Source organism: Paraburkholderia sp. RL17-383-BIF-A (assembly GCF_046028015.1).
In the GTDB taxonomy this organism is placed as follows: domain Bacteria; phylum Pseudomonadota; class Gammaproteobacteria; order Burkholderiales; family Burkholderiaceae; genus Paraburkholderia.
Genome location: NZ_JARESR010000020.1, coordinates 22,829 through 40,055, shown reverse-complemented (window position 1 = coordinate 40,055; position 17,227 = coordinate 22,829). Strand labels below are relative to the sequence as shown.

The following is a 17,227-nucleotide window of genomic DNA, read 5'->3' as shown; positions in this document are numbered from 1 at the left end:
TTGAATCGATAGAATAAAAACGGCATGACAGTGGGATAGTGGCGTCAAGCCGGCCGCCGGCAAAGGGCGGCGACGTATTTGCGAAGACTTTTGACGCATTTGCGAAGGGCGCCGCGCTTGCGGCTGGCGATCGCCGCCATCCCCGGTGATATGCTTGTTCCCACCCTTTTCCTTGCTGGCTGCATGCATGAATTCCGCTGAACCGCTTCCCCCTCAATCGATCGACGGCACCTCGAAGCAGCGCATCCGCTTCGGCATCATCCTGCTGCCGAACTTCACGCTGACGGCGTTTTCGGGTTTCGTCGACCTGCTGCGCCTGTCCGCGGATGAAGGCGATTTCAGCAAACCCGTGCGCTGTTCGTGGAGCGTGATAGGGGAAACCCTTGCTCCGGTGCGTGCGAGTTGTGGCATTCAGATCACCCCGTGGGAAACCTTCGACACCGCCGAGCCGTTCGATTACGTGGTGGTGGTGGGCGGCCTGCTGCATTCCGGGCCTGCCACGAACGAAGCGACCCTCGCCTTCATTCGCCGCGCCGCCGCCACGAATGCGACGCTCGTTGGCATGTGCACGGGCGTGTTTTCGTTGATGCGCGCGGGCGTGCTGGAGGGACACCGCATCTGCGTGAGCTGGTTTCACTACTGGGATTTCATCGAACGTTTTCCGTCGGTCAACGAGGAGGCGCTGGTCGCCGACCGGCTGTTCGTGATCGACCGCCGGCGCATTACGTGTTCAGGCGGACGCGCGTCGATCGACGTCGCCGCCGCGATTCTGCTGCGGCATTTCGAAACCGCAACGGTGCAGAAGGCGCTGCGTATTCTGCTTGTGGACGACATGCAGAAAGGTAACGCGCCGCAGCCGCATCCACCGGGACTCGCGCCGGCCGCGCATCCGAAAGTGAAGCGCGCGATTCTGCTGATGGAACAGCACGTGGGCCGGTCGTTGTCGCTCGACGAACTTGCGGGCAAGCTCGATCTGTCGCCGCGTCAGTTGGAGCGGCTTTTCAAGGCGCAAACGGGTAAGGCGCCGCAGGCTTATGCGAAGCAGGTGCGTTTGCGCACCGCCGCGTGGCTGCTCACGAGTTCGGACAAGACGGTGGCCGATATTGCGTCGAGTTGCGGGTTTTCCGATGCGTCGCATCTGGGGCGGGAGTTTCGCAAGCAGTTTGGCTTGCCGCCGATGATGTATCGCGAGCAACGCGGCACCGCGGCGGAGGCGGTGGATAGTGGGGATTATGAGGAGACGTTTCCGGGGCGGGCGCGGGCGATTTGAGGGGGGTGAGAGCGGGCCGGACAAGAATTTGCCAGCCGAATGACAGGATTCATCCAGTCGGCAGGTTTGAAGGCTAAAGCAGCGGGCCGGAATGTTGCCGCACAAGTTGCGGTCACTGGGCCATCCCGCAAGTCAACCGACTACAGTTCTATCCGGAAGCGCTCTGGCGGTTGTAGAAAAAATGGATAGAAGTGCCTCGCACACTCCATGATATCGGCTGGGCCATAAAAGACGCCGACATCCCATGATCGATCGCCAAAGGCAATCCACTCACCTTCCACCGGCATGATGGCATAGTGCCGATGATTCACACCCAGTGCATCCGCGGGACTTCCGCCCGGATCTTCCATCATGAAGTGAAAGAACTCGTCGTCCGAGTTCTCACAACGATGAATGAAGCCGGGATACTTTCCAAAATGATGGTGGAAATAACCGAACGGATCGGGCTTCAAAATCAGCGTCACAAATTCGGTACTACTCCGGAACGCAAGCGGCGCCTGTACAAGCTCAAAGAATTTTTGCGTTGAGATATCGATCGGGTCGAAGTACAGCAACTCGTCGCGCGGGACGCCGACGAGAGCGCGCACACCCTGCCTCGCGCGCTTCCAGAGAAGCGTGAACTCCGTCAAATCATGGATGTAATCTAATCTACTCATTGGTTACCACATCGATGCCTATCAGATTGGATATTGAGCGTTCCCTCTTTGGCTGAGGAGGGAAAGTATTCCGCGGTTGAGGCGCCGTTGTTCGAACAGCCGCCAGGGAATCAATCCCGTATTGTCGGCGCGCGATTAGATGCCGCACGGTCTTTCGCTGCGAAGTGCAGCATTCAGCAGGCAAGCAGGCAAGAGCCTCCTAGTCAACGATTTTGAAATCGACCCCAGGTCGCAAAATGTCACCTGATAGTGTCGTGCGGGCAAATTCATTGGCGTCTGCTGTTCCAAGGAACGCCGCAGCCTCCTTCGAATCATCCCCGCAGGCTAGCCATTGCCCAGATCGAGGCAAGATCGCATAAGCCCAGGTGTTAAATGCTAGCGCGTCCGCAGGACTGCCGCCCGGGTCGGCCTGCAACATGGCACAGTAGTCGGCTTCAATGTCTGTCGGCTGAAAGATGATCGCGGGATACCTCGAAAAGTGGTTGAAGAAGTATCCGACCGGATCTGGGCGCAATCCTACAAAAGCAAAATCGTCCGTGTCTTGGTTCGTGAATCTAAGCAGGGCTCTAACGAACTGGTAGAAGTGGCGTGTCGTAACGATCGACGAGGCCAAATACACGACGTTATCTTGTGGCGCGTGCTTGAGTAGCCGCACGCCCGCAGTGGCGCGTGCCCAGAGATCATGAAACTCAGCTGGGTTGTCGACGAAGATTCGCTTTTCCATTTCACTTCAACCTGATCCTGTACGTGACGCAACCGTCCTGCGATTAGCCAAATCGGGCCTCGAACGCGCTTTGAATTCCTCCGTTCGCTGGGTTTCGCTGACGCGAAGGAGCCACGTGTTTACGCGTTGAGCGACCGCCTCCAGTGGAAGCGTGTGTCCCGACCTGTTGTCCGGGACACGCGCGCTACTTCCGTAATCGGACGTAACGACGACGATGGCGATTCAATAAAGATTTACGCTGGATTCTCGTAAAACGCGAAACGCTGCTTAGCAAATTGCATGACGTCCGGGGGACCGCTGAGAACACCAGTTCCGCCAACCCATCCTCGATCGGCATAACAGAACCATTCGCCCGATGGTGGCAAGACGACGTATTGCTCCGAATAAAATCCAATCGCGTCAGCTGGACTGTCACCAGGGTCCATCATCAGTATGTCAAAAAAATCCTCGTTCGTATGACGAGCTTCAACTATGAATCCCGGATACTTGCCAAAATGCATATGGAAGTAGCTGAACGGATCTGGGTTAATAACGACCACAGCGAACTCACCGCTTCCGTGGAACACCGCAATGCTTCGGATAAGGTCGAGAAAAACCTCCGTAGCAATGTTAGAAGAGTCGAAGCGCAAAAGCTTCGAGGCCGGGGTCACTGACACTCGTTCCATACATTCGCGTGCACGTTGCCAAAGCGGCGTGAATGTCTCAAGGTCATTGATGTAATCAATGTTGCTCATAAACTGCTCAAGCGGATTTTGACAGTTGCGCTTTTCGAACCCGCAGGAATCTTGCGTAGCCTCAGGCGGTAAACGTGGCATGCGGAAACGACGCGGATTGTTACGGCGTTTCCGCCCTGCCTGACCTTGCGATCTAACGCAAGCTATTCAACAACGCTGAACCCTTCACCGGGTTGGAGAAAAAACGGATAAAAGCTTCGGGCAAACGCAAGGATATTAGGCGGCCCTGTCAGTACGCCCATTTCCCGTTTTCTGTCCGCGTACATGAACCATGTTCCAGGTGCCGGCAGAACCGCATACCGCTCAGAATTGGCCCATAAACAATCCGCCGGACTGTCGCCCGGATCCCGTTGCCAGGATTCAAAAAAATCGTCATCGGATTGCTCCGCGCGATGCACGAAGCCGGGGTATTTGTGGAAGTGAAAATTAAAATAACTGAAGGGGTCAGGCTTCAGTACCAAGCTGACAAAATCGCGCCCACCTTCGTTGGCCAGCAACGCTAGTACAAGTTCAAAAAATTTCTGTGTGGATATATCAACAGAGTCAAAATAGAGTAGCTCGGCCGGCGAGGCTGACGCCAACTCTTGCACGCGCTTGCTCGCACGCTCCCACAGCGGATAAAAGGTCGCCGAATCTGAAATGAAGTCTGGCTTGGTCATGACGGAAGGCAGCTTACCGGTGCCAACTGGGCGAGCCCTGCTTCGCACCGGTGGCTGCCCACACCGCATTGCAATCAGCCGCGTTCGCACCGAACGCCAACATGAGCAGCATGAATGCGGCCAACAGGCGGGTCACCATTGCGCCCGGACTCTCTTTAATTCTGTTTCTTATCATCGTCGTCCTTATCGGTTGTACTTGGATTTAGCCCAAGCACCCTATAAGGACTGCAACAATCAAAAAATCCGACAACTCCTAAAACTGAGGTATCCACACACGGAATCTAATGCGAGTCGATAAACACCGACACACGCCGTAGGAACTCTGAAGCGCAACTATCAGACAAGATCCAATCGCGATGCAGAAACGGCCGTCTGCCGGCAACACACGAGACCACCGCCCGCGGGCTAAACGAACAGAAAACAAAAAAACAAAGCGACGTATGAGGCACCCCTAAAAGACTGCCCCATCCGCCGCCCCATTCTCCAACCCAACCTCACTTCCCGGCTACATAAGCCTTCACAGCCGGCAACCCATCCTTCCCGTCATACGTCTTCACTCCTGCGAGCCATTTGTCGAGCACCGCCGGATTCGCCTTCAGCCATTCGCGCGCGGCCTTGTTCGGGTCGGTCTTGTTCATGATCGGCAGCATGACGTGGTTCTCGATATCAGTCGTGAACTGCAGATTCGACACCAGCTTCGCCACATTCGGGCAACGCGCCGAATAATCGCTCGGCGTGACCGTCAGCACTTTCGCTTCGCCATAATTTGGTCCGAACACATCGTCACCGCCAGACAGATAATCGATCTTCATCTGCACGTTCATCGGATGCGGTTCCCAGCCCAGAAACACGATCGGTTTGTTCGCACGGATCGCACGGTTCACCTCGACCAGCATACCCGCCTCGCTCGACTCCACCAGTTTGAATTTGCCGAGCCCGTACTGATTGCTGTCGATCATCTTCTTGATCAACGCATTGCCGTCATTGCCCGGCTCGATCCCGTAGATCTTGCCGTCGAGCTTGTCGTAGTTCTTCGCGATATCGGAGAACGTCTTGATGCCGGACTGATACGCATAATCCGGCACCGCCAGCGTGTATTTCGCGCCCATCAGATTCGGCGTGGGCAAGACGGTGAGCTGCCCGGACTTTTTGAACGGGTCGATCATCGGGTCCATGGTCGGCGACCAGTAGCCGAGGAACACGTCGATCTGCTTGCTCTTCACGCCGGCAAAGGTGATCGGCACCGACGCGATCGTCTTGGTCGGCTTGTAGCCGAGCCCCTCGAGCACGGTCGACGCAAGCCCGGTGGTCGCCGCGATATCGGTCCAGCCGACGTCGGCGAACCGGACATCGCGGCAGGTGGCGGGTTCCGCAGCGAAGACAGACGACACAGACAGCGCGCACAACGACGCAGCCCACAAACGTTTCATGGCGTTCCCTCAGGGTGATTGATGCTTGACTGGTTTTGACGGACGAAGCGGATCTCTTACGCCGCCAGGTTCAGGCGGCGCTGCATGCAATTCATGGTGCGGCTCATTACGAAGACAACCGCCGCTCGACGCTCGGCGCATGACCGAACTGCGCGCGATAGGCTTTGCTGAAATGGCACGGCGAATGAAAACCGCACACCGCCGTCACCCGCGCAATCGACGCATCCGTATTGCGCAGCAGCTCGCGCGCGCGACGCAAACGCAGCGTCAGGTAATAGTGCGTCGGCGACACGCTCAGGAACATCTTGAACATGCGTTGCAAATGACGTTGCGACAGATGCACGAGCCGCGCGAGTTCGTCGAGCGATAACGGCTCCTCGATATTCGCTTCCATCAGCCGCACTACCTCGATCAGTTCCGCGCGCGAGAAACCGACCCGCGCATCGACGGGAATGTGCTGGTAATCGGTTGAACCGCGAATCCGTTCGACGATGAATTGTTCGGACACCTGCGCGGCGAGCGCATGCCCCAGCCGCATGCCGACCAGGTTCAGCATCAGATCGAGCGGCGCGGTGCCGCCCGTGCATGTCATGCGATCGCGGTCGATCACGAACAGCTCGTCGGCGAAACGCACATCCGGGTAGGTCTTGTGCAACGGCGACATGTCTTCCCAATGCACGGTGCAGCGATAACCGTCGAGCAATCCGGCAGCCAGCAGCGCATACGGTCCCGTGCAGATGCCGCCGAGCGGAATGCCTTTTGCGGCGACGTCGCGTAGCAACGCAATCACCGTGTCGTTCACGTATTCGCGCACATGCCAGCCGGCGCAGACGATCAGCACGTCCGGCATGCCGGCCTCGGCGAGCGTGGTGGTGGGTTTTACCGTGATGCCGTTGCTCGCTCGCGCCGGTTCGCCGTCGGGCGTGATCACCGACCATCTGTAGTGCTGCGCGCGGCCTACGTAGTTGGCCATGCGCAGTACCTCGACCGCGCTCGTGAACGCGATCATCGAAAAATTCGGCAGCGTCAGAAAGCCGACGTGCGCGAGCCCGGACAGCGGCGAATCGGCTTGGGGCTCGACCGGCGTGATCGCGTCGCGCTTCATCGGCGGCTCAGCCGTGTTGCGCCGCCGGCTCGCGGCGCACTTTCATGACACTGCGCAAGCCCGACAGCAGCGGCGCGCGCGCCATGCCCGGCGAGCGGCCAAAGCTCTCCGTGATGCGGTCCAGAATGATCGCGAGCATCACCACCGAAAGTCCGCTTTCAAAGCCGAGCCCGATATCGAGCCGTTGAATACTGGCCAGCACGTCGTTGCCGAGACCGCCCGCGCCCACCATCGACGCGATGATCACCATGGAGAGCGCCATCATGATGGTCTGGTTCACGCCGGTCATGATGGACGGCAGCGCGTTCGGAAACTGCACCTTGTAAAGCAATTGCCACGGCGTGCAGCCAAATGCCTGCCCTGCTTCGACGATTTCCCGGTTCACGTGCTTGATACCGAGCGAAGTGAGACGCACCGCCGGCGGCATGGCGAAAATCACGGTGGAGAGAATCCCCGGCACACGGCCCAGACCGAATAGCATCGCGGCCGGAATCAGGTACACGAACGCCGGCATGGTCTGCATCAGATCGAGCACGGGGCGCACGATCATCTCGACGGTGCGGCTCTTCGCAGTCCAGATGCCGAGCGGCACACCGAGCAGCAAGCTGATCAGCGTGGACGACAAGGTCAGGCCGAGCGTGATCACCATCTGATCCCAGAATCCGGTGCCGTAGATCAACAGCATGGCGAGCAGCGTGAACAGCGCGAAGCGCCAGCCCACCCGCCACAGCCCGATGCCGACGAAGAACGCCATCAGCGCCCACATCGGCACGGCTTGCAAGCCGTGTTCGATCACCGCGGCAAAGCTCTCGATCACCTTGCCGATGGAATCGAAAGTTTTTGCGTCGTGGTCGAGCAGATAGTGAACGCCGTGATCGACCCAGGCGCCAAGTGGAATGACTTCAGACATGGGAACTCCGATGGCGGGTGAGAACGTTCAGCACGTTCGTCTTGTTGACCGAACCACAGTAGGAGCCGTCGGCTTCGACAACCGGCAGCGGCGCGCGGCTCGCCACCACGCGTTCGACGACGTCATCGAGCGGTGTAGTGCGGCGGATGCATTCGATCTGATTGAGCTGCGGCGAAGCGCTGCCCATCGCGTCGCGGCAGACGAAGCCGCGAATCTTGCGCTCGCTGTCGAGTACGAACGCGTAGTCGGCGCTGCCATTGAGCGTGGCGGCCACGCTCGACGCATCGATCTGCGGCGAGTGCTGCATGAGCGGCACGGCGTCGGTCTGCATCAGATCGCCGGCGGTCAGATAGCGGCTCGTGTCGATGCCTTCGAAGAACGCGCGGACGTAATCGTCGGCGGGATTGGTGATGATCTGCTGCGGCGTGCCGACCTGCACGACCCGGCCGCCTTCCATGATCGCGATGCGGGTGCCGATGCGCATCGCTTCTTCCAGATCGTGCGACACGAACAGGATGGTGCGCTGCTGCTCGCGTTGCAGATCGAGCAGTACGTTCTGCATTTCCTTGCGCTTGAGCGGATCGAGTGCGGAGAACGCCTCGTCCATGATCATCAGCGACGGGTTGACCGCCAGCGCCCGCGCGAGACCCACGCGCTGCTGCATGCCGCCGGAGAGCTGCGCGGGCAGCTTTTCCGCGAACGGCGCGAGGCCGACCTGTTCGAGCACGGCCATCGCGCGCTTCTCGCGTTCCTTGCGGCCCACGCCTGCCACTTCGAGGCCGAACGCCGCATTGGACAGCACGGTTCGCTGCGGCATCAGCGCGAAGGACTGGAACACCATGCTCATGTCCTTGCGGCGCAGCGCCGTCAATTCGGAGCGCGGCACGCTGGCCACATCGCGGCCGTCGATCAGCACCTTGCCTGCGCTCGGCTCGACCAGCCGGTTGATCAGACGGATCAGCGTCGACTTGCCGGAGCCGGACAGGCCCATCAGCACGAAGATCTCGCCTTCCTTGACTTCGAACGATACGTTGTGAACGCCGACAATCTGACCGGTGCGCGCGAAAACCTCTTCTTTCGTTGCGCCGCCTGCCAGCATGCCGATCGCCTGTTTCGGGTTGGTGCCGAACACCTTGCACAGCCCTTCGACCACGACCTTCGGGGAATTCATTGAATGCTCTCCTATGTCGACCGGAGTTAGCGCTTTAGCGCTTACTCCGGTCCCATGCACCGCTTCGACCGGAGTTAGCGCTTTAGCGCTTACTCCGGTCCCATGCACCGCTTCGACCGGAGTTTGCGCTTTAGCACTGCCTCCGGTCCCATGCACCGATAGTTGCTGCAGTGGCGGACGTCCGTCCGCGCTGTGCATACATAGTTGCCAGAAAAAAGTGCGCCTAGCCGACTATTTGCGACAAGCACATGTGGAAATGCGACACCCCTCTCTGGCGCACGCCGGACGGCGGCTGCCGGAGCCTTGCTGGATAAGGGTTTGGAGGGTGTTTGGCCGAGCGGCGACGCGTGTCGCGCCTGAGCAAGTGGAGGCGGCGCGGGGCAAAAAAAATGCTGTCCCGCAGCCCGGCGGTCAGGTTGCGGCAGCGCAGCAGACGAAGGGGTCGGAAATTCGGCCCGAAAAGCGCTGTTTCATCACGCAACCCCGGATCGACTCGAACCTGCTTCAGGCGAGAGCCGAAAGCAGCTATCCATCATGCCGTTCGCCAGATGCGAGCCGGTCCGCCTTCACGAAACCGACACACCCAAAAGCCGCCCGACCCCGAACGTGAACGCAGCCGCGATCAGCCCGATCACAATCTGCCGCAACGCCGAAAATCCGGCACTGCGTCCGTTGAAAAGCGACGTGAACACGCCGATCGACGCAAGCGCCAGCATGCTCAGCACCACGCATTGCACGATCGCGTTGTAGTCGCGAGTCCACAGAAACGGCATCACCGGAAAGATCGCACCCAGCGAGAAAAGGCAGAACGACACACCCGCGGCCGACCAGGGATTGCCGCCCAACTCCGCGGGATCGAGTCCGAGCTCTTCGCGAGTCAGGGTATCGAGCGCCTTGCTCTTGTCGCGCATCATTTGCGAGGCGACCCGTTTGGCCTCGTCCGCTTCGAGCCCCTTGGCGCGATAGATCAGCGCGAGTTCGTGCTCTTCGGCTTCCGGCGTCTCCTCGATTTCCTGCGCCTCTTTGGCGATCTGCGTGCTGGCCAGTTCGCGGGCGTTGGTGACCGAAAGCCATTCGCCCAGCGCCATCGAGCATGCACCGGCGATGAGCCCCGCCAGCCCCGTCAACAGAATCGCCTTGTTGCCGGTTCCCGCGCCCGCCACGCCCATGATCAGGCAGAAGTTCGAAACGAGGCCGTCGTTGGCGCCGAGCACGGCGGCGCGCAAATCGTTGCCGGCCCCCGCGCCCTTGTGCCACTGCTCCGCGGCGGCGATCCGCGCGCCCGGCGACAGATTCGCGTCGCCACCGCCATGCGCCAGCGTGCGGACGATGGCGGCGTGATGCTGCTCGTCCGCGGACATGCGGCCCGCGTCCGGTTGCCCCTCGTATTTATTGCGATCGGCATATTCCGCCGCCGCGAGCGTGGGCAGCACGAAACCCGCGCCGAAGAGGCGAACCAGGCCTTTCATCAGGCGCGTTTTGATGGCGTGGCCCGCGCCCTTCGGCTCGAACCCGTTGGCCCTCAACTTGTCGGCCCACACGCGTGCATGATCGCGCTCCGACTTTGCGAGGTCGCCGTACACCTGTTTGCGCGTGTCGTCTTTCTCGGCCTCGGCGAGTGTTTCGTACAGCGCGGCGCTGTGCAGTTCGTCGGAAAGATTGGCTTTATATCGCTTGATTTCCTGCCGGGATGCCATGGTGGTGTGCCTGAATTTTGAGTCGCTGGCGAAAGCGTAATCGATTCAGGTACGGAAAGCATCAATGCCTTGACGCGTGCCTAGAGCGGCAATGGCAACGCATCTTGTCGAGATCCGGTCATGCCGGATCATTGCGTCGCGGGCGCGGTCCGATATCCTCGCCGGCCGACGGCCAGCGCCAGCAAAGCGGAAACCACCAGGCTCGCCGCCACCACATAGAGCCCGGCAGCATATCCGCCCGTCACGCTTTTCAGCCAGCCGATCGCAAACGGCCCGACGAAACCGCCCAGATTGCCGATCGAATTGATCATGGCGATGCCGGCAGCCGCGCCCGCACCCGAGAGAAACGTGCTCGGCATCGCCCACAACGGCGCCTTGGCCGCGCTAATGCCGACGTTCACCACGACCAGCGCCAGCACCACGCCGACCGCCGTGTCCGCGACGCCGGCCCAGGCGAGCCCGAGCGCCGCCGCCACGCACGGAATCACCACATGCCAGGTGCGCTCGCCGCGCCGGTCCGAATGACGCGCCCACACCACCATGCCGATCACCGCCAGCACGCTCGGAATCGCGTTCAATGCGCCCGTGCCGAGCGCGCTGAAACCATATTGGCGGATGATGAGCGGCGCCCACAAGCCAAGCGTATAGAGTCCCGCGGACGTGCCGAAATAAATCATCGACATGATCCAGATACGCGGGTCGCGCAACGCGGCGAGCGCGCCGGCGGCATGTCCGGCGTGTGCTTCTCGACCGATGCGTTCTTCGCGCAAGGTGGCGATGAGCCAGGCCTTTTCATCGGCGGCGAGCCATTTGGCTTTGTCCGGGGAATCGGTGAGCGCTTTCAGTACCGCAAAGCCGAGCAGGACGGCGGGAATCGCTTCGACGATGAAAAGCCACTGCCAGTCCTTCAACCCGAACAACGCGGGCATCTGCATGATCGCGCCGGAAATGGGCGAGCCGATTGCGGTCGACAAAGGCGCGGCCGCCATGAACGCAGCGGCCGCGACGGCACGCTGCCGGGCAGGAAACCACTGGCTCAGGTAAAGAATGATGCCAGGAAAGAATCCGGCTTCGGCCACGCCGAGCAGAAAGCGCAGCGTATAGAACGAAGTCGGCCCCGCAACGAACGCGGATGCCGCCGAAACGAGGCCCCACGTCACCATGACGCGCGCAATCCAGATGCGCGCGCCAACCTTGTTGAGGATCAGATTCGACGGCACCTCGAACAGAAAATAGCCGAGGAAGAAAATGCCGCCGCCGAGCCCGAACATGGTCGGCGTCAAGCCGAGGTCCTTGTTCATGGTGATGGCCGCAAAGCCGACGTTCACACGGTCGAGAAAGCTGACGAAATAAAGCAGCATCACAAAAGGCAAGATGCGCCAGGTCAGCTTGCGAACCACACGGGCCTGCAATTCATCGTTCATACCTGTCTCCACTCGATCTCTGCACGGTGCAGTGAGATCGCCCGTGACGTGTTCGTCCGGGCGTTATGTTTCTGTATGACGTACGCGGGGTCGGCTCAGGCGGCCTTCACGCCGGCCACCGCTTTGGTGGACGAGTCGGCGGCGAGGATCGCGCAAACGGCATCGGTCACCTGCGCGGTCGTGGCCGTGCCGCCCAAGTCGCCCGTATGCAGCGACGGGTCCGCCGTGACGCGTTCGATGGCCGCCATCAATTGCCGCGCGGCGCCGTGCTCGCCCAGGTGTTCGAGCATCATCACCACCGACCAGAAGGTGCCGACCGGATTCGCCAGCCCTTTGCCCATGATGTCGAAGGCGGAGCCGTGAATCGGCTCGAACATGGACGGGTAACGACGCTCGGGATCGAGATTCGCGGTCGGCGCGATGCCGAGGCTGCCGGCCAGCGCCGCGGCCAGATCGCTGAGAATATCGGCGTGCAGGTTCGTCGCGACGATCGTGTCGAGCGTGGCGGGCCGGTTGACCATGCGCGCGGTGGCGGCGTCGACCAGTTCCTTGTCCCAGCGGACGTCTGGAAATTCCTTTGACACCTGCAGCGCAATCTCGTCCCACATGACCATGGCGTGACGTTGCGCGTTGCTCTTGGTGATCACCGTCAGCAGTTTGCGCGGCCGCGACTGCGCGAGCCGGAACGCGAAACGCAGAATGCGCTCGACGCCCGCGCGGGTCATCATCGACACGTCGGTGGCGACTTCGATCGGATGGCCCTGATGAACGCGGCCGCCCACGCCGGCATATTCACCCTCCGAGTTCTCTCGCACGATGACCCAGTCGAGATCCTGCGGCGCGCAACGCTTCAACGGCGCGTCGATGCCGGGCAGGATGCGCGTGGGACGCACGTTCGCGTATTGATCGAAGCCCTGGCAGATTTTCAGGCGCAAACCCCACAGCGTCACGTGATCGGGAATATGCGGGTCGCCCGCCGAGCCGAACAGGATCGCGTCCTGATGGCGAATCGCATCCAGTCCGTCGGCCGGCATCATCACGCCATGCTCGCGGTAGTAGTCGCCGCCCCAATCGAAATTTTCGAACTCGAAGGCGAAGGTGTCGCTGCGCGCGGCGATGGCCTCGAGTACGCGCCGGCCCGCGGGCACGACTTCCTTGCCGATGCCGTCGCCGGGAATGGTTGCGATGCGATAGGTCTTCATTGGGCGTCTCCATGATGTTGTGAAAGCATGGAGCGCATCGTAGAACGGCCACGGCCCGTAAATACGCTGCTAGACTCAAAGCATCCTTAACTTCAGGTTAACAATAGGCCGTTCCATGACCTCGCCCATCCAACCTGACGACCTCGCCTTTTTCTCCACGCTCGCCGCGAGCGGCAGCCTGACGGCGGCGGCGCGCGAACTCGGCCTGAGCACGGCAGCCGTGAGCAAGCATCTGGCGCAGATGGAATCGCGCGCGGGCGTCTCGCTCGTCAACCGCACCACGCGGCGCATGAGCCTCACGCCCGAAGGCGAGCTGTATCTGACGCGCGCACGGCGCATTCTGAGCGAGATGGATGACCTCGCCCAGTTGCTCGGCGGCTCGCAGGCGGCGCCGAAAGGTCTGCTGCGCGTCAACGCGACACTCGGTTTCGGGCGCAGCCACGTCGCCCCGTTGATCTCGGCGTTCGTCCGGCGCTTTCCCGAAGTGGACGTGCAGTTGCAGTTGTCGGTCGACCCGCCGCCGCTCAGCGACGACGCCTTCGACGTGTGCGTGCGCTTTGGCGAACCACCGGATGCGCGCGTGATCGCGCGCCGGGTGGCATCGAACCGGCGCCTGCTGTGCGCGGCGCCGCGCTATCTCGCGCAACGGCGAGCGCCGCGTAGCCCGGCGGAATTGGCCCAGCACAACTGCATCGGCATTCGCCAGGGCGGCGATGGCTACGGGCTCTGGCGTCTGACCAGCGGACGCGGCGCCGCGGAGCAGACCGAAACGGTGCGCGTGCGTGGCAACCTCACCACCAATGACGGGGAAATCGCAGTGAAATGGGCGCTGGACGGCCACGGCATTCTGATGCGCGCCGAGTGGGATATCGCGGAGTATCTCGCCGATGGCCGGCTCGTCCACGTCATGCCCGACTACCGCACGCCGGGTGCCGACATCTATGCTGTGTATCCACAGCAGTTACAAATGACGGCGCGTGTGAAGGCGTTCGTCGACATGCTGATCGAGACGCTCGGCGCGCGCTGAGTGGGTTGGGTTGGGTTGGGTTGGGTTGAGTCGGCTCGCATCTCTCCCGCCCGCATGCGCACGCGTGCAACACGGTGGCGCGTCCCGGCGGCAGCCGCGCGAAATTCAATCACGTCGCGCGGCTGCAGTCACGCTTACTGGCTCGCGCCTGCTCCGACGCCGGCCTTCTTCTCGGCTTTCTGCAGCTTGTCCGGATAGGTCGGATCATTCTGGGCCGGCTGGTAGCCTGCGTCTTCGAGCTTCTTCAACTCGGCATTCTTCTTGGCACGCGCCTGCTTGCGTGCCTCCTTGCGCTCGGCCTTGGTGGGTTTCGCACTGCTTGCCGCGGCGGGTGCCGCGGTAGCAGCAGCGCCGCTGGCATCTTGAGCCGCGGCGAGCGGAATGCTGCCTGCCACCAGGGCGGTGACGGCAAGTCCGAGCATGATCTGTTTAACGGCAAAGCTCTTCATCTTCAATATCCCCTCTCGAAAGTTGGCAATAGCTTCGAAGCTTGTCTGCACGCCTTTGTCCAGCGCCACGAGCCGCGCACTGCAACCACTGCGGACTCGCGATTAGAGCTTACAGGCAAACCATCCGAAGAGTATTCTCAGCGCCGCGAGCGGGTTTTTCGTCAAGCAGACGATCCTCACGAGCCGGCCGTGCGCGCCGCGTCCTCTTCCTGCAATTTCCGCCACAAAATCTTGCCGCTGCCCGATTTAGGCAGCGACCCGACGAACTCGACGATGCGCGGTGCCTTATACGAGGCCATCTGCTCATGCGCCCAGTCGATGATCTCCTGCGCAGTAATCGTGCCTGCATGCGCCGCGTCCGCCACGACCAGCGCTTTCACGGTCTCGCCGCGTTTCTCGTCCTTCACGCCGATCACGCACACCTCGTGAATCGCCGGATGCCGGTACATCAGCGCCTCGACTTCGGCCGGCCATACCTTGTAACCGGACGCGTTGATCATGCGTTTCAGGCGATCGGTCATGAAGAAATAACCGTCTTCGTCGATATGGCCCAGATCGCCAGTCCGCAGAAACCGTTTGCCGTCGAGTTCGATGAACGCCTCCGCCGTCGCTTTCGGATTGCCCCAGTAACCCTGCATGACCTGCGGCGCGTTCGTGACGATCTCGCCCGTTTCGCCTTGCGGCAATTCCTGTAGCGAGACCGGATCGATCACGCGCGAGTCCACGTCGAACACGGGAATGCCCAGGCATTGCGGCTTCGGCCGGTGCGGCGGATTGATATGCGTGCCGGCAATCGTTTCCGTCATACCGTAGCCTTCCACATAATCGAGTCCTGTCAGCGCCTTGAGCTTTCTCGCAATCGCGTCCGGCATCGCCGCGCCGCCGCCGCGCGTGCCGGTGAGGCTCGACAGATCGTATTCGCCAAGCTTGGGGTTCGACAGAAAGTCGACCATCATCGTCGAGATGGATTGCCATGCGGTGACGCGATATTTCTGCATGCATAGCGCTGCCGCTTCGCGATCCCAGCGCGGCAACAGGACGATCGTTGCGCCCGAGAAGACCGCGCTGTTCATGCCGCCTTGCATGCCCGTCACGTGAAAGAGCGGCAAGACCGATAGATAAACACCGTCAGATGGCGCCGAGAACCACACACAGCCGCCGAGCAGCGTGCTCATCACGCTGCGGTGCGTGTGCATGCAGCCCTTCGGCTTGCCGGTGGTCCCCGACGTATAAGGCATCACGCACAGATCGTCCGGACCGGTGGTGAGCGGCCCCGGCGAGATGTGCCGCTCGATCACGTCTCGCCACGGCGTGACGCCGGCAATGTCGAAGGTCTTACGCGGCGCGGCGACGAATTCAGGCACGGGAATCGGCGACGGCCGCTTCAGATAATCGCTATACGTCGCGACGATCGCGTGCTCGATGCCCTTGCCGGGCCCGCTGCCGATCAACGGCTCGACGTTCGCGAACAAACATTGCGGCGCGATGATCGTAGTCGCACCGCTGTCTTCGACGTAATGCGCCAACTCCGCGGTCATGTTCATCGGATTGACCGGCACCACCACGGCGTTCGCCCGAAGAATGCCGTAATAAGCAACGATCCATTGCGGACTGTTCTGCATATAGAGCAGAACACGGTCGCCCGCCTTGACCTGGCACTCCTGCTGCAGAAAGCCCGCAACCCGCTCGGATTCGTCCTTGAATTCTGCAAACGTGATCGCCGTGTCGTAGAAGATGACGAACGGCTTGTCGGGAAAGCGCGCCGCCGAGACTTCAGCGTTATAGAAAAGACTGGTCTCGGGTAGCGTCAAATGCAGTGGCACTTGCGGCGGCCAATGCGCATGATGGCGTTCGTTCATCAGCGTCTCCTGATTTTTTAGTGTCCGCGCGCGGTTCGCCCGGTTCGCGCGGTTTGCCCGAGCCGCGCGCTTCGTTCACATCGTCACGCCTGACCCGCGTCGCACCTAGACGATGATCGCGCCACCGTCCACCGCGAAATCCTGACCGGTAATATGGCGCGACGCTTCACTCGCAAGAAACACGATCGGGCCTTTGAGATCTTCGTCGCCACCCAGGCGCTGCAACGGCGTGCGCGAAACGATCGAGTCTTCCAGTTTGCCAAGCAGACCCGCCGACATTTTCGAAGGGAAAAAGCCCGGGCAGATCGCGTTGACATTGATGTTGTACTTGCCCCATTCCGCAGCCAGCGCGCGCGTGAAATTGATCGCGGCGGCCTTCGACGTGTTGTACGCAATCGTGTTCATGCCCGGCGGCGATCCCTTCAGCCCCGCTACCGATGCGATATTGACGATCTTGCCCGCGCGCCGCGGAATCATGCTGCGCTTGCCGACTTCTCGCGCGAGAAAAAACGGTGCATTGACGTTCAGGTTCATCACCTTGTGCCACGCTTCGTCGGGATAGTCTTCGGCGGGTGCGCCCCATGTCGCGCCGGCGTTGTTGACCAGAATATCGATACTCTCATGCACGCCCAGCACTTCATCCACGAGGCCGGGAATGCCCTCGAAGCGCTGCAGGTCGTTGACCACCGTGTGCACTTCGATACCGCGCTCTTGCAGATGCGTTTTTGCTTCAGCGAGTTCGTCGGCCTTACGCGCGGTAATGGCCACGCGGCACCCCATTTCGCCGAGTGCCTCGGCCATTTGCAGACCCAGTCCGCGAGAGCCTCCGGTGATCAGTGCAACCTTGCCGTCCAGTCGAAACAGGTCCTTCACAGACATTGCGTCGCTCCTCCAGATTGTTCTGCTGTGC

General features: G+C 61.0%; 16 protein-coding genes. 2 read left to right on the top strand and 14 right to left on the bottom strand.

The genetic code is table 11. The annotated features are described in order from the left end of the window. The first annotated feature begins 187 nt into the window (after window positions 1–187). The gene (locus P0D71_RS22125; RefSeq protein WP_408184958.1) at window positions 188–1,270 is read left to right on the top strand and encodes a GlxA family transcriptional regulator; all 1,083 of its coding nucleotides are present in this window, start codon (window positions 188–190) and stop codon (window positions 1,268–1,270) included. Window positions 1,271–1,410: 140 nt separating this feature from the next. Here the strand turns inward: P0D71_RS22125 and P0D71_RS22120 are convergent, their stop codons facing one another. From P0D71_RS22120 to P0D71_RS22070, 11 genes are all read right to left on the bottom strand, one after another. Continuing rightward, complete coding sequence (locus P0D71_RS22120; protein ID WP_408482101.1) at window positions 1,411–1,926, bottom strand: hypothetical protein; 516 nt, start codon at window positions 1,924–1,926, stop codon at window positions 1,411–1,413. A gap of 199 nt (window positions 1,927–2,125) precedes the next feature. Beyond that, complete coding sequence (locus tag P0D71_RS22115) at window positions 2,126–2,650, bottom strand: hypothetical protein (protein WP_408482099.1); 525 nt, start codon at window positions 2,648–2,650, stop codon at window positions 2,126–2,128. 233 nt (window positions 2,651–2,883) lie between these two features. After that, on the bottom strand, window positions 2,884–3,384 hold the full coding sequence (locus tag P0D71_RS22110) for a hypothetical protein (protein WP_408482098.1): 501 nt from the start codon (window positions 3,382–3,384) through the stop codon (window positions 2,884–2,886). Window positions 3,385–3,527: 143 nt separating this feature from the next. After that, the gene (locus P0D71_RS22105; RefSeq protein WP_408482096.1) at window positions 3,528–4,043 is read right to left on the bottom strand and encodes a hypothetical protein; all 516 of its coding nucleotides are present in this window, start codon (window positions 4,041–4,043) and stop codon (window positions 3,528–3,530) included. Window positions 4,044–4,537: 494 nt separating this feature from the next. Next, complete coding sequence (locus P0D71_RS22100) at window positions 4,538–5,473, bottom strand: choline ABC transporter substrate-binding protein (protein WP_408482094.1); 936 nt, start codon at window positions 5,471–5,473, stop codon at window positions 4,538–4,540. A 106-nt stretch (window positions 5,474–5,579) separates the two neighbouring features. Next, window positions 5,580–6,578 (bottom strand): GlxA family transcriptional regulator, encoded by a 999-nt coding sequence (locus P0D71_RS22095; protein WP_408482093.1) that lies wholly within the window; start codon window positions 6,576–6,578, stop codon window positions 5,580–5,582. A 7-nt stretch (window positions 6,579–6,585) separates the two neighbouring features. Further along, window positions 6,586–7,488, bottom strand: a complete 903-nt coding sequence (gene choW, locus P0D71_RS22090; RefSeq protein ID WP_408179140.1) for a choline ABC transporter permease subunit — start codon at window positions 7,486–7,488, stop codon at window positions 6,586–6,588. Beyond that, complete coding sequence (locus tag P0D71_RS22085) at window positions 7,481–8,659, bottom strand: quaternary amine ABC transporter ATP-binding protein (protein ID WP_091801558.1); 1,179 nt, start codon at window positions 8,657–8,659, stop codon at window positions 7,481–7,483. Before P0D71_RS22085 ends, choW begins: the two co-directional genes overlap by 8 nt. Before the next feature lie 566 nt (window positions 8,660–9,225). Next, window positions 9,226–10,356, bottom strand: a complete 1,131-nt coding sequence (locus P0D71_RS22080; RefSeq protein WP_408482091.1) for a VIT1/CCC1 transporter family protein — start codon at window positions 10,354–10,356, stop codon at window positions 9,226–9,228. A gap of 128 nt (window positions 10,357–10,484) precedes the next feature. Continuing rightward, the gene (locus P0D71_RS22075; protein WP_408482090.1) at window positions 10,485–11,780 is read right to left on the bottom strand and encodes an MFS transporter; all 1,296 of its coding nucleotides are present in this window, start codon (window positions 11,778–11,780) and stop codon (window positions 10,485–10,487) included. A 95-nt stretch (window positions 11,781–11,875) separates the two neighbouring features. Next, window positions 11,876–12,982, bottom strand: coding sequence for a tartrate dehydrogenase (locus tag P0D71_RS22070; protein ID WP_091801578.1), 1,107 nt, complete (start codon window positions 12,980–12,982; stop codon window positions 11,876–11,878). 115 nt (window positions 12,983–13,097) lie between these two features. Between P0D71_RS22070 and P0D71_RS22065 the strand changes: the two genes are divergently transcribed. Then, window positions 13,098–14,009 (top strand): LysR family transcriptional regulator, encoded by a 912-nt coding sequence (locus P0D71_RS22065; RefSeq protein WP_408482088.1) that lies wholly within the window; start codon window positions 13,098–13,100, stop codon window positions 14,007–14,009. Between the two features lie 134 nt (window positions 14,010–14,143). Here P0D71_RS22065 and P0D71_RS22060 read toward each other — a convergent pair whose 3' ends face one another. From P0D71_RS22060 to P0D71_RS22050, 3 genes are all read right to left on the bottom strand, one after another. After that, entirely contained in the window at window positions 14,144–14,458 is a 315-nt protein-coding gene (locus tag P0D71_RS22060; protein ID WP_408187271.1) for a hypothetical protein, read from the bottom strand. A 176-nt stretch (window positions 14,459–14,634) separates the two neighbouring features. Beyond that, window positions 14,635–16,317 carry a long-chain fatty acid--CoA ligase gene (locus P0D71_RS22055; protein WP_408298966.1) on the bottom strand — a complete coding sequence of 561 codons (1,683 nt, stop codon included), beginning with the start codon at window positions 16,315–16,317 and terminating at the stop codon, window positions 14,635–14,637. 105 nt (window positions 16,318–16,422) lie between these two features. Then, window positions 16,423–17,196: an SDR family oxidoreductase gene (locus tag P0D71_RS22050; protein WP_408298968.1), complete on the bottom strand. Its 774-nt coding sequence runs from the start codon at window positions 17,194–17,196 to the stop codon at window positions 16,423–16,425. Between the last annotated feature and the right edge of the window lie 31 nt (window positions 17,197–17,227).

Excerpts from the sequence above, each read along its gene's own strand:
- P0D71_RS22065 (WP_408482088.1), top strand. The coding sequence starts at position 13,098 with ATGACCTCGCCCATCCAACCTGACGACCTCGCCTTTTTCTCCACGCTC.
- choW (WP_408179140.1), bottom strand. The coding sequence starts at position 7,488 with ATGTCTGAAGTCATTCCACTTGGCGCCTGGGTCGATCACGGCGTTCAC.
- P0D71_RS22105 (WP_408482096.1), bottom strand. The coding sequence starts at position 4,043 with ATGACCAAGCCAGACTTCATTTCAGATTCGGCGACCTTTTATCCGCTG.
- P0D71_RS22085 (WP_091801558.1), bottom strand. The coding sequence starts at position 8,659 with ATGAATTCCCCGAAGGTCGTGGTCGAAGGGCTGTGCAAGGTGTTCGGC.
- P0D71_RS22050 (WP_408298968.1), bottom strand. The coding sequence starts at position 17,196 with ATGTCTGTGAAGGACCTGTTTCGACTGGACGGCAAGGTTGCACTGATC.
- P0D71_RS22115 (WP_408482099.1), bottom strand. The coding sequence starts at position 2,650 with ATGGAAAAGCGAATCTTCGTCGACAACCCAGCTGAGTTTCATGATCTC.
- P0D71_RS22070 (WP_091801578.1), bottom strand. The coding sequence starts at position 12,982 with ATGAAGACCTATCGCATCGCAACCATTCCCGGCGACGGCATCGGCAAG.
- P0D71_RS22120 (WP_408482101.1), bottom strand. The coding sequence starts at position 1,926 with ATGAGTAGATTAGATTACATCCATGATTTGACGGAGTTCACGCTTCTC.
- P0D71_RS22060 (WP_408187271.1), bottom strand. The coding sequence starts at position 14,458 with ATGAAGAGCTTTGCCGTTAAACAGATCATGCTCGGACTTGCCGTCACC.
- P0D71_RS22080 (WP_408482091.1), bottom strand. The coding sequence starts at position 10,356 with ATGGCATCCCGGCAGGAAATCAAGCGATATAAAGCCAATCTTTCCGAC.
- P0D71_RS22125 (WP_408184958.1), top strand. The coding sequence starts at position 188 with ATGAATTCCGCTGAACCGCTTCCCCCTCAATCGATCGACGGCACCTCG.
- P0D71_RS22055 (WP_408298966.1), bottom strand. The coding sequence starts at position 16,317 with ATGAACGAACGCCATCATGCGCATTGGCCGCCGCAAGTGCCACTGCAT.
- P0D71_RS22110 (WP_408482098.1), bottom strand. The coding sequence starts at position 3,384 with ATGAGCAACATTGATTACATCAATGACCTTGAGACATTCACGCCGCTT.
- P0D71_RS22095 (WP_408482093.1), bottom strand. The coding sequence starts at position 6,578 with ATGAAGCGCGACGCGATCACGCCGGTCGAGCCCCAAGCCGATTCGCCG.
- P0D71_RS22075 (WP_408482090.1), bottom strand. The coding sequence starts at position 11,780 with ATGAACGATGAATTGCAGGCCCGTGTGGTTCGCAAGCTGACCTGGCGC.
- P0D71_RS22100 (WP_408482094.1), bottom strand. The coding sequence starts at position 5,473 with ATGAAACGTTTGTGGGCTGCGTCGTTGTGCGCGCTGTCTGTGTCGTCT.